At 37.1% G+C, this 14034-nt stretch carries 13 protein-coding genes; 5 read left to right on the plus strand and 8 right to left on the minus strand.

The genetic code is table 11. The features are described 5' to 3' along the window. Window positions 1–108 precede the first annotated feature (108 nt). Genes J2S10_RS09440 through J2S10_RS09450 form a run of 3 tightly spaced genes read left to right on the plus strand, consistent with a single transcriptional unit; the run spans window position 109 to window position 2879 of the window. Window positions 109–861, plus strand: coding sequence for a sensor histidine kinase (locus J2S10_RS09440; RefSeq protein ID WP_307406936.1), 753 nt, complete (start codon window positions 109–111; stop codon window positions 859–861). A gap of 18 nt (window positions 862–879) precedes the next feature. After that, complete coding sequence (locus tag J2S10_RS09445) at window positions 880–1572, plus strand: response regulator transcription factor (protein ID WP_307406938.1); 693 nt, start codon at window positions 880–882, stop codon at window positions 1570–1572. Next, window positions 1569–2879 (plus strand): SLC5/6 family protein, encoded by a 1311-nt coding sequence (locus J2S10_RS09450; protein ID WP_307406940.1) that lies wholly within the window; start codon window positions 1569–1571, stop codon window positions 2877–2879. Before J2S10_RS09445 ends, J2S10_RS09450 begins: the two co-directional genes overlap by 4 nt. Before the next feature lie 120 nt (window positions 2880–2999). On the opposite strand, the gene J2S10_RS09455 is transcribed toward J2S10_RS09450, so the two are convergent. The 3 genes from J2S10_RS09455 to J2S10_RS09465 form a co-directional block, all read right to left on the minus strand. Then, window positions 3000–4565 (minus strand): glutathione ABC transporter substrate-binding protein, encoded by a 1566-nt coding sequence (locus J2S10_RS09455; RefSeq protein WP_307406941.1) that lies wholly within the window; start codon window positions 4563–4565, stop codon window positions 3000–3002. Window positions 4566–4698: 133 nt separating this feature from the next. Further along, window positions 4699–4959 (minus strand): hypothetical protein, encoded by a 261-nt coding sequence (locus tag J2S10_RS09460; protein ID WP_307406943.1) that lies wholly within the window; start codon window positions 4957–4959, stop codon window positions 4699–4701. 104 nt (window positions 4960–5063) lie between these two features. Continuing rightward, window positions 5064–6659 (minus strand): acetolactate synthase large subunit, encoded by a 1596-nt coding sequence (locus J2S10_RS09465; RefSeq protein WP_307406945.1) that lies wholly within the window; start codon window positions 6657–6659, stop codon window positions 5064–5066. Window positions 6660–6785: 126 nt separating this feature from the next. Between J2S10_RS09465 and J2S10_RS09470 the strand changes: the two genes are divergently transcribed. Then, window positions 6786–7679 (plus strand): DUF2935 domain-containing protein, encoded by an 894-nt coding sequence (locus J2S10_RS09470; protein WP_307406947.1) that lies wholly within the window; start codon window positions 6786–6788, stop codon window positions 7677–7679. 14 nt (window positions 7680–7693) lie between these two features. On the opposite strand, the gene J2S10_RS09475 is transcribed toward J2S10_RS09470, so the two are convergent. The 3 genes from J2S10_RS09475 to J2S10_RS09485 all read right to left on the minus strand — a co-directional run bounded on the left by J2S10_RS09475 (window position 7694) and on the right by J2S10_RS09485 (window position 9755). Then, window positions 7694–8113: a disulfide oxidoreductase gene (locus J2S10_RS09475; protein ID WP_307406950.1), complete on the minus strand. Its 420-nt coding sequence runs from the start codon at window positions 8111–8113 to the stop codon at window positions 7694–7696. A 1-nt stretch (window position 8114) separates the two neighbouring features. Beyond that, window positions 8115–8819: a DsbA family protein gene (locus tag J2S10_RS09480; protein WP_307406952.1), complete on the minus strand. Its 705-nt coding sequence runs from the start codon at window positions 8817–8819 to the stop codon at window positions 8115–8117. 174 nt (window positions 8820–8993) lie between these two features. Continuing rightward, window positions 8994–9755: a DODA-type extradiol aromatic ring-opening family dioxygenase gene (locus tag J2S10_RS09485; protein WP_307406955.1), complete on the minus strand. Its 762-nt coding sequence runs from the start codon at window positions 9753–9755 to the stop codon at window positions 8994–8996. 141 nt (window positions 9756–9896) lie between these two features. Here J2S10_RS09485 and J2S10_RS09490 point away from each other — a divergent pair, with 141 nt between their 5' ends. Continuing rightward, window positions 9897–10211: a winged helix-turn-helix transcriptional regulator gene (locus tag J2S10_RS09490; protein ID WP_307406957.1), complete on the plus strand. Its 315-nt coding sequence runs from the start codon at window positions 9897–9899 to the stop codon at window positions 10209–10211. A gap of 83 nt (window positions 10212–10294) precedes the next feature. Here the strand turns inward: J2S10_RS09490 and J2S10_RS09495 are convergent, their stop codons facing one another. Then, window positions 10295–12076, minus strand: a complete 1782-nt coding sequence (locus tag J2S10_RS09495; protein WP_307406959.1) for an ABC transporter ATP-binding protein — start codon at window positions 12074–12076, stop codon at window positions 10295–10297. Continuing rightward, entirely contained in the window at window positions 12063–13832 is a 1770-nt protein-coding gene (locus J2S10_RS09500; RefSeq protein WP_307406961.1) for an ABC transporter ATP-binding protein, read from the minus strand. The genes J2S10_RS09495 and J2S10_RS09500 overlap by 14 nt, the downstream gene beginning before the upstream one ends. Window positions 13833–14034: the final 202 nt, after the last annotated feature.

Genomic DNA, 14034 nt, shown 5'->3' on the forward strand with positions numbered 1-14034 from the left:
AGTCTAATCTATTTGCAATAAGTTTTTAATTTTATTAAATAATAGTAAAATTAAAAAAGAGGGTTCATACTCTCTTTTTTGTTATTTATCCAAAGGAGAATTTTATAAATGCTTACACTTGATGCTTTCTCCATTTACATCATGCTTTGCATTTTAGCCCCTTTATTAGGTGCATTTACATTGCTTTTTTTGATTATTTTTGAAAAACGGATTGACCTCCTAGAAAAACAAACAAGGGAAATCGCTCTCGAAAGAGAATTACAAACGGCTCTATATAACCAATTAAATCAAGAAATACAACCTCATTTCTTTTTTAATACCTTGAATTCAATTTTAAGTTTAGCAAGACTCGATCGAAAGACTGAATTAATCAACTCGATTGAAACCCTTTCAAAATTGCTAAAATTTAAATATCAAAAAAACGAATCAATCATAACAATTGAAGAAGAATTAACATATACAGGGCATTATCTTGAAATTCAAAAGATTCGTTTTAGGGACAGGCTAAATTATCAAATATCAATCGAGCCCAATGTAAAACAAGCCGTCATCATCCCTTTTATGATTCAAACCTTTGTTGAGAATGCCTTTAAACATGCTTTCGAGAAAGTTCCCGGAGAGGCTATTTTAAAAATCAATATTGTCAAAAAAGAGCAGGATGTCCATGTGTCCGTTTGGAATAACTCCACAAACCTTGTTCAACAATTTCAGCAGAGCGTTGGTGGACTAGGGATAAACAATATCGAAAAAAGATTGAAATTGTTGTTTCCAAATAAGCACACAGCTATTCAGTTATCTAACACTGGGGATGGTACAATCGTTTTCGCCATATTCCCTTTCATAAGCCAGGCAAAGAAGTAAAGAAAGGAGGTCAAAGCGATGAATATTTTACTAGTAGATGATGAGCTGTTGGAATTAGAGCAATTGGAATATTTAATTAGTAAAAGGTTCCCAGTATGGACCATATTCAAAGCACAGGATGCGTCACAAGCCATCAACGTAATCAATAAAAACCATATTACACTTGCCTTTCTAGATATTCATCTTCCAGGGAAAAATGGATTGGAATTAGCAGAAGAATTATCTCGTTCACATAAGATGGATATTATTATCGTAACAGCCTTTCAAGATTTTGAATATGCCCGGACATCCATTCGGCTGGGGGTTGTAGATTATATTACAAAGCCTGTCATTGAGGATGAACTAAGTAAAATTCTAACAAGATACGAGCGAATCGGCAATTATTCTGAGCAAATTTATCAGGCAATTCAAGTTATTCAAAAAGAATATAACGAGAAAATTACCTTAAATTATTTAGCTTCAAAAATCCATATTAACCCTGCTTATTTAAGTCGTAAGTTTCAAGAAGAAGTTGGAATGGGTTTTTCAGAATATTTAAATGAGATTCGTTTAGAAGCTGCAAAGAAAATGTTAATTGAATTCCCAGATATGAGCATAAACGGGGTATCGGAAAAATGCGGCTTTAATAGCCAACATTATTTTAGCCAAATGTTTCGGAAAATGACCGGGAAATCACCACGTGATTATCGTTTAAAGGAGACTCAACTTTGAGTAAAGCAAACTATCATTTTTATGTAACTGGGGCAATCCAATTAGGAGTGGGATATGGAGTTGTCAGCCTAATAGCACGATGGATAACAGGGAATACAATCTTGTCCTCACCAGAAACCCTTATGAAATACGGACTCACTGGAGGAATTGGTTATTCTTTAATGGGATCCTTAGCACTTATTTTGTTCGGATTATTAGTGAAAAGAATACGAGTAGTCTATGTAGAACATCAAACTATTGGTGATGTACTTCGGTCAAAGCTCTCTCCAATCGGTTACTGGTATATGATTTCTATTTTATTAATCACAAGCCTCTACTCTCTCTTTATCCAAGCAATGGGTGCCGGGATTCTTTTGCATCTTATATTCCCTATTCCCGTTTTTTACGGTCTGTTTATCTTTTTATTCATTTGCTTTTTTATTAGTGGTATTGGGGGCATGCAATGGCTTCACCGATTAGCAGGCGTGAATGTAACCCTTATTTTTGGAGCAGTGATTGTCATTCCTGTTTATTTTTTTATTCAAGAAGGTGTTTATCCTGTCTATGATGGGATAAAGCTGTATCATCCGTATTTGTTATTTTATAAAAATCAAGAAGCGATTTGGTTTATTTTCACAGCTGTATTAATAGGATTCGGACAGGTTTTAATCGATTGTACAACCTGGCAGAGGGTTTTTATTATTCAAAAAGAAAAAGTTCGAATGACGTTTACACTCGCAGGGGTAATCTGGTCAACCATTCCACTCGCAATAACCACACTTGTGTTGATTGTTCTTTTCGGACATGGTTATAAAAATATCTATACTTTACTGTTCCAGTTGGTTGATAAAATCCAATCAAGTTTACTAATCGTCCTGTTTGTGCTATTTTGTTTTAGCGCCATATCCTCTGCCATTAGTTCTGAGCTGCATGCAACTACGGTTTTAATCGTTAGAAATATTATTGAACTTTTCCGTAAGCAATCGGAAAACGAAAAATGGAAATGGACCTACTTGATTACAGGCATAACTTGCCTCATCTTGCTAGTAATTGTCAGCATCCTGTCTCCTATTCCAATTGATTTGTTGTTTTTCTTTGGAAATATTTATTCATCGATAATAATTCCAATGCTATATATTGTACTCAGTAGACGCCCCCTTCCTGCCATCATTCCATTTGCTTCCTTGTGCGGCTTGCTTGGAGGGTCTCTCTTGATACCAATCGTAGGAAACATGCAATCGATTTGGATTAGTTTTACTATTTCCGGATTACTATGTTTTTTCTATTATCTGTACGAAACTATGTATATCAAAAAAAATTACAAATAATATTAAAAAATCACTTCGATTTACATTCGAATGAAAGGAGTGCAAAGATTTTTAGCACTCCTTATATATAGGCTAAAAGGGCTTATCCAAAATTGGATCTCCCTTTTTGCTCTAATATCCTTATTTAATTGAAACGTCATTGATTTCTAAATAACCTGACGGACTAATTGAGAAACCTTTCACATTTTTTGCAACTGCAGCTACATTTTCAATCACTCTTACTGGAATATATGGTGCATCTTTCATTTCCAATGCTTGTGCCTCAGCATAAAGAGTAATACGCTTTTGTTCATCTTTTTCTCTTCGGGCTGCATCTATTAAACCATCAACTTGTTTATTACTATAAAAGAATGTATTACCTGCTGGTCCCTGCGAAGCTGTATGGAATAGATTGTACTGGTTATAATCAGCATCGCCGGTAGCGTTTCTCCAGCTAAGGATAAACATCTCCGAATCACCCTTATTTACCTGCTGAACAAATGTACCATATTCCATTACCCTTACATTTACTTTTATTCCGATACCCTTTAATTGTGATTGCACTACTTCTGCAAGATTTACTCTTTCTTTGCTATCCATTGTTAGTAGTGTCGTTTCAAATCCATTTGGATAACCTGCTTCAGCTAATAATTTCTTCGCTTCATTAAGATTATAATCATAGGCTTTCAAATCAGGGCTGTATCCAAAAACCTTTGACCCCATTAAAGAATTAGCTTTTTTTCCCACATTATTATATACACCTTTAATGATGGAATCCATTTCAATAGCATGAGCGATCGCTTTCCGAACTCGAACATCATTAAACGGTTTTTTTGTTACATTAAAACCAATATATTCTGTACCGTATCCTTCACTACGGTAGACTTCCGAGTTAGATGAAGCTTCTACAGTATCCATCATTGTCACTGAAAGTGGTTCAGCAATTTGAGCTTCACCTGTTTCAAGCATCGATACTCTTGTTGTTTCTTCCGGAACAACCTTAAATACAACTTTATCTACCTTTGCTTTTTCTCCCCAATAATTCTCGTTTTTAACTAATACAATTTCTTTACCAGGTGACCAGGACTTAAAAACAAAAGGGCCGGTTCCATCTGGTACTTGAATAATTTTTTTACCGTATTTCTCAATCGCTTTAGGACTAATAATATCGCCTTCATGATTGGCTAGAATGGATAGTAATGGTGAAAAGGGCTCCTTTAAAACGAATTGGACTGTATAATCATCGATTACTTTCACTTCTTTTACCATTTTAAATACAACTGCTCTAGGTGAAGCTACTTTCGGATCTAGCAGTCTATCAAATGTCGCTTTTACAGCATTTGCATTAAAAGATGTTCCATCATGGAATTTGACGTCTTTTCTAAGATAAAATTCCCATGTAGTATCATCCAACTGCTTCCACCTTTCTGCTAACAATGGCTGTATTTCGGAATTTTTATCTCGCCCTACCAGCCCCTCATAAATTTTACGATGGGTAACACTTGCTGCATTGATAGTTGACATAAACTGATGGTCTAGATTTTCAGCATCTGACAACCGCGCAATAACTAAGGTACCCCCTTCCTTTGATGCTTTGCTCGTTTCATTACCTTTTGTGCTTACATTCTTATTTGTAGAACAGCCGGTAATAATGATCGCCATCAGCATAACGAGAAAAAATCTTCCTATTCCCTGTTTTACTTTCATAGACTCTACCCCCACCTTTTTATTTTGTTGGCGTTTTTCTAATTATAGGAAATATTCTGACTTTTTTATTTCGAAAATCTTTACTATATTTTTCACTTTTTTTACTTCTTTGAAAAAATATTTGTTTTTCTGCTCAGATTGAATCCACAATCTTAAAAGAAGGCTGAAACAATTCCTGCTCCGGAAGCTGTTGATAATCTCTTTCCAAATATCCTTTTCTCATTTTGTCAAAATATTTTTGTCCCTTGCCTTTGATTTCGTCTAAATCTAGATTCGGAATTCTTTGGTCCTTCATTACGATTCTGCCATTAATGATGGATAATTTAACATCCCTTCCAGTACCACTTACAAACATCGTGCGAATCGGGTCATCTAATACTAGTACAAAGGCCAATTCGTTTGAATTGGACCTTTATTTATTCGCTCACTTTTTAACCGCAAAAGGTGATTAAGTCGGCAATGTTATGCCCTGAGAAACTAATCCTTTACGCACCTAACCTATGACTTTTGCTGAAGAACTGCCTCAATTAACACAATTTCATTTGTCAAACCCACGGCTTCAGATAGCATGGCTTCAAATTCAACTATGTCTTTTGGCTTCATTCCCTTTACACCAAAACTTTTTGCTAATGTAATAAAATCAGGATTCGTAAAAGTAACCCCATAGCTTTCACCAAATTCTTTCTTCATCATTTCGTCTTCTATTTTTAACATCGAATCATTTAAAAGAATAATGATAAACGAAAGACCTAAGCGCTTTGCTGTCTCGAGTTCAGCAAAAGTCATTAAGGCTCCACCATCACCTGTTATACATATTACTGTTTTTTCAGGAGAGGCCAGTTTTGCCCCAATGGCACCTGGAATGGAGATACCCATTGATGCTAAACCATTTGAGATGATTAGCTGATTGGCGTGCTTTGGTTGATAGGTTCTGGCAATCGACACTTTATGTGATCCCACATCTGCTATCACTAACGTTCGGTCTGATTGGACCCTTTCAACAACGTGCAATATTTTCTCTATTGTTAAAGAGGAGTCGACATTCGGCTCTTCGTTAATTGAAAAAGCTGCCTCTATGCGCTTTTTTAGATCACCGGAAGGCAACCAAGGCTTTGAAGTGATTTCTGATGTGACGAATAATTGCAATGTTTCCTTCAAATTCCCTACTAGTTCTGCTTTGACTGGATACCCTTCATTCACTTCAGCTGGTAAATTATCGATATGAAGGACAGGTACTTTTTTTCTGTTCCACTCGGACGGGAGCTTCTCTACAAAATCAAAGCCTATGACCACAAGCAAATCCGATTCTTCGATACCTCGAAGAACATAATCTTTTTCGTTAAAACCAAAGGTATAGTAGTTTTGCGGCTGGTCCTTTGCTAAAATCCCCTTAGCCATGAAGCTATGTGTGACTGGACAGGCTAGTTGATCAAGAAAAGTCTGTACTTCCTTTACAGCCTCCTGTCTAACAACCCCGTTTCCGACGATAATGAAAGGCTGTTTACTCTCATTAAGGAATTTAACCGCAAGTTCCAGCGATTCTTTTGCTGGCACACTTTTAGGTAAAGTTGATAGGGGTAATACCTTTGTTGTTACATTATCGACAGCGATATTTTCGGGTATTTCGATAACGACTGCCCCTGGTTTTTCTCCCATTGCTATTTTAAATGATTTTCTAATGATTTCAGGGATGGCGTTGGCATCTTTTAATTGTACCGCCCATTTTGTCGCAGGTTCATAAACCTTGGAGATATCAATATATTGATGGGCATTTTGATGTTGACTTTCCAGACTCTTTTGTCCGGTTAAAGCGATTACGGGTGAATGATCCAAATTGGCACTGGATATCCCCGTTAACAGATTCGCAGCTCCTGGACCAAGCGTGGCGAGACATACACCTGGTTTTCCAGACACACGCCCATAAACATCCGCAATAAAAGCTGCCCCTTGTTCATGCCGCACTGGTATGTACGTTATTTTCTCTGACCTGGATAAAGAATCAGCCAGATCAATGACTTCCTTTCCAATAATCCCAAAAATATATTCCACACCTTCATTTTCTAAACAGCTTACAATTACATCAGATGCTTTCATGCTGACCTCCAAAAATTTTATTCGCTATCTCCTATTCTTTACAAAATTTTAAAAAGGCCTTCTAACATAACAAAAAATTTCAGGAATAAAATGAAGGGAAAGTCTGTTTTAAAGGAGGGGAAAAACATGGTGAATCAAAATTTTTCCAGCATGGATACCAACAATCAAATGTTAATTGCCCCTGAAACTTTTGCGGCACCGCCTGAATCATTAACCGAACAACTGTTTATCGAGAGATCTTTGGTTGAAAATAAATTTTGGTTACGAATTATGAAAGAACATTCCTATTTTTTGGGTGAAGGGTTTAGCCGAAAAGATAAGCACCTCATTCAACAAACCGATCGCTTTTATCACTATTTTGAAGAGCAGGAAAAAAGAGCGTATCAAACGCCCAATAATGTTACTGCAGTACGTAAGTTAAACGAGGATTCGATTCAGCTAGTGTTAGGATTACGGAATTTCAAGCGAAATCTACTCATCCTGATAATTAATTGTAAAGTCATGGGATTTAACTTCCCACTTCTTGTCGACCATACAGCCCGTGAAGCCGAATATTTTATGAGAACGTTAAAAAAATTCAATGAAGGAATATTGGATCCGATCCAAGATGCGATTATCAAGGAAAATGTATTTTGGCTTAAAATTATGATGGAGCATTCGCGATTCATTGCTTCACTGCTAGATCAATCTGAACGAAATTTAGTAAGAACGGCACTGAAATTTGGGGATGATTTTGAAGTTTTGCTTAACCAGGCGAGGGACGTTGAATCGATGTTATACAAGAAAAAACCGACCTATCCGATCATTGGAAAACTTAATAAAGATAGCGAAAACGCTACCCATGAACTTCGAAACTTTAAACAAGCGGGATTAGATTTCATCAAAAATTGTCAAATCAAAAATGTTATCGACCCATTGTTGGCAGACCATGTCGTCAGGGAAGCCGACCACTTCCTGCAAATGGTTCATGTTTTAGAAGAGAGGCTAAAAGTAAAGCAACAGGAGGAACATATGATGTAAAACAAAAGAAGAGACTAGCGGGCTGTCTCTTCTTTTTGGCTTCGTGCAAGAACCACTAAGCTGATTGTTATGATCGTAAAAGCGATAAATGCCATTAACGGAATCGTTATAAAGCCCAACCAGTTCAGGTAATCCTTAGAGCAAGGCACCCCGCTTGTACACATTTCAAATTGCTGTAAATAGGGGATCTTTTGCAGAACTGTATGATAGCCTGAAATCAGCATCCCTATTATTGACAATGGTAAAACATATTTGTATATTCCTGTATCATTCCTGTAAACCGCAACTCCCAATATAATTGCTAAAGGATACATAAAAATTCTTTGGTACCAGCAAAGTGTACATGGAATGAAGTGGCGAACCTCACTGAAGTACAAGCTGCCAAGAGTGGCAACAATGGCGGCTATCCAGGAAAGCTGCAAATATTTATTCATTTTACTTCCCCTTTGCTGCTTTATCGACCATCGAAATTAGATCATCCATTGTTTTTCCAGTGAAAGGCTTACCATCCACAAAGATTGTTGGTGTTCCTGTTACACCTAATTTTGCTGCATAGCCCAAATCTTTATTCACAGCTGCATCCGCTTTGTTTGCATGGAAATATTCTAGCACTTTATTAACATCGGCAGTTGGGGCCGCTTCTTTTAAAGTGGCAACGAGAAATTTCTCATCATAAATATCAGTTTTTTCTGCATTGCTGTCATCTGGCTGTTTTTTATACAACGTTTCATGGAATTTCCAAAACGTATCGCTCCCAAGCTCGTGATAAACGCCTTCGGCAAATTTAGCAGCACGGGTAGAGTCCACATTAATAAAGGGATCATTGAAAAAATATAATTTTGCCTTTCCAGTATCAACTACATCCTTTTGAATTAATGGGACAACATTCGCAGCAAAATTTTTGCAATTTGGGCATTTATAATCGCCAAATTCAATAATCGAAACGGGTGCGGACTTTTTACCGAGATAAGGCTGAGCAGAATAGTCAATTGTTGCTGTTGACGCTTTTTGTACTGTTTTTGTGTGATTTCCTAAAAAGATGAATCCTAGTACAAAAGCGGCGATTAATCCAATGACCCAGAATGTAAACTTTGATGAGGATTGAGATTCTTTTTTAGTTTTTTTATTGCTATTTGCCATAATCAAACTCCTTATATTTGAACTTTTAATAAATAGAGATTCGGTTTTGTCTCTGATAGTTTAAATTTTACTAAACTTGCTGATTAAAGCAAATAAAAGAATTTGTCCATCTTGGGTCAAATGAAAAATGCCATTCGCGAATGGCATTTTTTCATTAATTGAATCCAAAAATTATTAAAACTCCATACAAAGATAACTTAATGTCCCAAGGTCATAACTGCGATGAATGACTTTTGCCGGTCCGCTGCCACTGCCCATCGCGATGTACAAAGGAACAAAATGCTCCGGTCTTGGAACAGCCAGCTTCGCATTTGGAGCCAATTTCTCATAATTGAAAAGACTTTCTATATCTTGTTTTTCAATTTTATCGATTAGCCAATCATCAAAGGCAACTGCCCATGCTTCAGGTTCAGTTTGTCCCCAGTTAAGGATTCGTAAATTATGCACCGTTACGCCGCTGCCAATGACAAGGATATTTTCTTGTCCCAGGCCCCGTAACGCTTCGCCAATTCGATATTGTTTTTCAGGGGGTAAAAAAGGATTTACAGAAAGTTGAATTACTGGAATATCCGCTTTGGGGTACATCTTAGACAACATTGTCCAGGAACCATGGTCCAGCCCCCTGCTTGTATCCAAGTGTGCAGCAATTCCGGCTTCGGCAAATTTTTCCTTTAAGAGGGAAGCAAGAATTTGTGAACCTCTTGCAGGGTATTTCACCGCATAAAGCTCCGGCGGAAATCCCCCAAAATCATATATAGTTTCATATGTTCCGTCTATGGAAGAAATCGTTAACATTTCTGTTTCCCAATGTGCGGTAAAAATCACAATCGCTTTTGGTTTATATGTTTGTCCCAGACTCTCTAAAAATCTTGTATAGGCTGTATCCTCTATCGCTAACATCGGTGATCCATGGGCTAAAAACAAAGATGGCATCATAATTTTTTCACCTCATTTAGTTACTTTATGTAACTAACTATAAATTTGTAATTAAGTTATGTCAAGTACTTATTTTATTATATGTAATGGTTTTATTTAAAATTATTATTAGCTATAATATTTATATAGAGGTGATCGTTCATGAATCAGTCTACATTATGCCCTAAATTTGAAAAAGCTATGAGAATCCTCAGTCAGCGATGGTCTGGCTTAATTATTTATCAATTATTATCCGGCCCACAACGGTTTTGTACAATTGAATCTTCTCTACCGGTTAGCGGGAGGCTTTTATCAGAAAGGCTCAAGGACTTAGAGCAAGAGGGTATCGTTAAACGGGACGTATACCCCGAAACACCGGTCCGGATTGAATATTCCTTAACGGAAAAAGGTCAGGCATTGGAGCTGGCTTTAAAAGAAATCGAGAAGTGGTCGCTGGAGTGGATTCAGGTGGATTAAAAAAAAGACAGATGAGTGTATTTTTCCTCATTCTGTCTTTTTTCAATTAGCTTCTTACTTGATAATTAATTCATTTCTTTAAATTATCCTACATCCAAGGATTGATGTTGGGATTTATGCAGTTTCCAATAAAAACTCTTTCGGCGCATTAATTCCGTGTGGGAACCTTCTTCGATAATTCTTCCTTTATCAATTACTAATATGCGGGTTGCATTTTGAATCGTAGAAAGTCGATGCGCGATGATAAAGGATGTTCTTCCTTCCAGTAAGGTTTCCAGCCCCCTTTGCAATGCAAGCTCCGTTTCCGTATCAATCGAGGAAGTAGCCTCGTCTAAGATTAATATTTTCGGGTCGGCTAACAGGGCCCGAGCAAAAGAAATCAACTGCCTCTGCCCAGTAGAGAGTCTTGTACCTCTTTCGTTTACCTCGGTTTGATATCCATCCTTCATACCAGTGATAAACTGATGGGCCTGCACCGCTTTTGCCGCCTCAATTACTTCCTTATCTGATGCATCTAACCTTCCATAGCGGATATTATCCATAATCGTACCGGAAAAAATAAACGGGTCTTGAAGCATGACCCCCATCTGCTTCCTAAGAGAGGGGATTGTTACCGTCTTAATATCCACGCCGTCTATTTCAATTTTTCCGCTATTGATATTATAAAAACGGCTAATCAAACTGACAATCGTAGTCTTCCCTGAGCCAGTTGCTCCTACTAGAGCAATTGTTTCACCTGGATTGACGCTAAAATTAATATTATCGAGGACTTTTTCATCTCCCTCATAACCAAATAATACATTCTTAAATTCAACCTTCCCTTGAATGGTTGGAAGTTCTGCAGCATTCGGATCACCTATAACGGTTGGTTTTTCATCTATCATTTCAAAGATTCGCTCCAAATAGGCCGTCGCATTAATAATCGCATTATAAAAATTCCCGATATTCGTCAAAGGCATCCAAAACATTCCGATATACCCAACAAATGCAATCAAAGCCCCTACAGTAACTCCATGGCCAATTGACGATATTCCCATTATATAAATAAAGGAAACCGTAAAAACAGAGAGATTTTCAATCGATGGCCAGAGAAGAAATTGAATTTTGACTGCCTTCATCCATGAAGTTCGATAGCTTTCAGATACTTCACGAAAAATTCGTTTATTTTCATCTTCCCTTGTAAATGCTTGTGTCACTTTTATGCCATTGATACTTTCATGAATATAGGCATTCATATTTGATTGTTTATTACTCAAAGTCTGCCAAGCTCTTCGCTGGGCATTTTTGATAAGAAAGATCACGATTGCTAGTATCGGGAACCCTACCATGGACAGCAGAGTAAGCTTTACATCAATCGAAAACATAAAACCTAAAATGACAAAAAGACTAAAAAGATCGGTAATTAAATTAATTAATCCATTTGACAATAAATCACTTAATGAATTGACGTAGTTCACCACTCGCACTAGGATTTTCCCATGTGGACGACTATCATAAAAAGAGAAAGATAATTTTTGCAAATGAGTAAACAAATCTTTTCTAATATTTTGAATGACACTTTGCCCAATTTCTGTCATCATTCTAATTTTATATTTCAAGCACACTCCCGTAATAATGAGAGAAATTACGTAAATTCCTGCTAGTCCCCCTAACCCTTTTACGTCCTTCCCTGGAATCTTCACATCAATAGCCTGCTTAATCAGATAGGGCCCAATCAAATTCGCTGCACTGGCAATCAACATTATGAAGATGGTAAAAAGGATCTTCTTTTTGTAAGGCTTTATATAAACCAATAACCGCTTTAAATGAATGAAACTAAAAGGGGATTCCAATTCCTCATCAACATCAAATTTATTCCGCGCCATTTATAGAAATCACTTCCTTACCTTGGTCCTGATCATCAAAATTCCCAAATTGGTTCTTAAATACATGATAATAGTAGCCCTTTTTCTCAAGCAGTTCTTGATGCTTACCTCTTTCAATAATCCTTCCATTGTTCATTACCAAGATTAAATCGGCTTCCATGACAGAGGAAATTCGATGTGCAATAATAAAACAAGTTTTTTCCTGAAGAATGGACTTCAATGTATTTTGGATCCGTAACTCGGTTTCCATATCCACGGCTGAGGTTGTATCATCAAGGATCAGGATGGTTGGATCTTTCAAAATGGCCCTCGCCAGTGCAATCCGCTGCCTTTGCCCCCCGGAAAGACCCACACCACGTTCGCCTACAATCGTATCGTAACCACCGGGAAGCTCGGAAATAAAATCATGTGCCTCGGCCACTTTAGCAGCAAACTGAACCGATTCAATAGAGGCTTCAGGATTTCCGTAGGCGATATTTCCCTCAATGGTATCTGAATAAAGGAAAATATCCTGCATCACCATCGCTATCTTTTCTCGTAAATGATGAATATCCCAATCCTTTACATTGACTCCATCCACTCTTACCTCACCGCTGGTAGTATCATAAAACCTGCTTAAAAGATTCACTAATGTTGACTTCCCGGCACCAGTCGGTCCAATAATACCCACAGTTTGACCTGGAATCACTTTAAAGTTAATGTCTTCGAGTACTGGTTCATCCCCGTAGCTAAAAGAGACATGGTCAAATTCAACAACGCCTTTGAAATTTTTCACATTGTAGCAAATAGCATCATTGGTGATTTTAGATTTGACGTTCAACAAGTCTTCTACTTTTTCTGCAGAAGCAATGAATCTTTGAACATCATTAATCAGCCATCCGGCCATTCGCATTGGGTTATTTAATGCCCATATCAAGGAATTAAACGTAACTAATTGTCCAATCGTAATGGAACCTTTGATTACCATAAATCCGCCCACTAAAATCATCACAACGGATAAAACACCCGCAAGTGAATCGAGAACAGGCAAATACTTTTCCCATACACGTGCGGAGAGAAGATTCTTCTCCTTGAACTCTTTGTTCTGAACGGAAAATTTATCAATTTCATAGTCTTCTTTTGCAAAGGCTTTGACTACTCTATTTCCGCTAATGTTTTCCTGGACGACTGAATTTAACCTAGCAAACTGTGCCCTTACTTCCGAAAAAGTGGGTCTAACGGTAAAGGCTAACTTATATGCAAAAAAGCCAATTATCGGCGTAACAGCAAGCATCGCAAATGCTAACGGCGGGTGAATAGAAAACATGAATACAAGTGCAAATACTAAAATGGTAAAGTTTTCAAAAATCATATAAATTCCCCAAGCGATAAAATGCCTGACGGCTTCCAAATCGCCTGTCATTCGAGCCATAATGTCTCCCGTTTTGGTTCGGTCATAAAAACTGAAATCCAATTGGTGAAGCCGATCATACAACTTTTCTCTTAGCTTAAAAATAACACCTTGTGATATACGCTCAAACGATAATTGATAATTATAGCGAATAACAGTCTTTACAATGGTAACTCCAATCATGATTGCTAAAAGGGGCAATAACAAACTAGTTTGATGTCCAAAAATAACTTTATCGACTATTTTTCCTGCAAAATAAGGATTAACCATGTTTAGTGCCGAAATAACTAGCGATAAAGAAAGACCAACGAATAATTTAACCCGATCATTCCGAATATAGCCCCACACCCAACGCATGCTCTGCATGATCCACTTCCTCCCTTCGATTGCGCTTTAAACATAAATATATAATATTATCGTTTTAGTCCTTATATGAGTGAACAACTAAATTTATTTCGAAGTTCGAATCACTAATTTTTATTGATTATAGAATCTATCATATTTTTTCTACCCATGTACAGTTTTATTGTTTACCGTTTTTCCTTATGTAAGCCAGTTGCCCCATCAA

The organism is Neobacillus ginsengisoli (genome assembly GCF_030813055.1).

Excerpts from the sequence above, each read along its gene's own strand:
- J2S10_RS09495 (WP_307406959.1), bottom strand. The coding sequence starts at position 12,076 with ATGGCGCGGAATAAATTTGATGTTGATGAGGAATTGGAATCCCCTTTT.
- J2S10_RS09470 (WP_307406947.1), top strand. The coding sequence starts at position 6,786 with ATGGTGAATCAAAATTTTTCCAGCATGGATACCAACAATCAAATGTTA.
- J2S10_RS09490 (WP_307406957.1), top strand. The coding sequence starts at position 9,897 with ATGAATCAGTCTACATTATGCCCTAAATTTGAAAAAGCTATGAGAATC.
- J2S10_RS09500 (WP_307406961.1), bottom strand. The coding sequence starts at position 13,832 with ATGCAGAGCATGCGTTGGGTGTGGGGCTATATTCGGAATGATCGGGTT.
- J2S10_RS09485 (WP_307406955.1), bottom strand. The coding sequence starts at position 9,755 with ATGATGCCATCTTTGTTTTTAGCCCATGGATCACCGATGTTAGCGATA.
- J2S10_RS09455 (WP_307406941.1), bottom strand. The coding sequence starts at position 4,565 with ATGAAAGTAAAACAGGGAATAGGAAGATTTTTTCTCGTTATGCTGATG.
- J2S10_RS09445 (WP_307406938.1), top strand. The coding sequence starts at position 880 with ATGAATATTTTACTAGTAGATGATGAGCTGTTGGAATTAGAGCAATTG.
- J2S10_RS09440 (WP_307406936.1), top strand. The coding sequence starts at position 109 with ATGCTTACACTTGATGCTTTCTCCATTTACATCATGCTTTGCATTTTA.
- J2S10_RS09475 (WP_307406950.1), bottom strand. The coding sequence starts at position 8,113 with ATGAATAAATATTTGCAGCTTTCCTGGATAGCCGCCATTGTTGCCACT.
- J2S10_RS09465 (WP_307406945.1), bottom strand. The coding sequence starts at position 6,659 with ATGAAAGCATCTGATGTAATTGTAAGCTGTTTAGAAAATGAAGGTGTG.
- J2S10_RS09480 (WP_307406952.1), bottom strand. The coding sequence starts at position 8,819 with ATGGCAAATAGCAATAAAAAAACTAAAAAAGAATCTCAATCCTCATCA.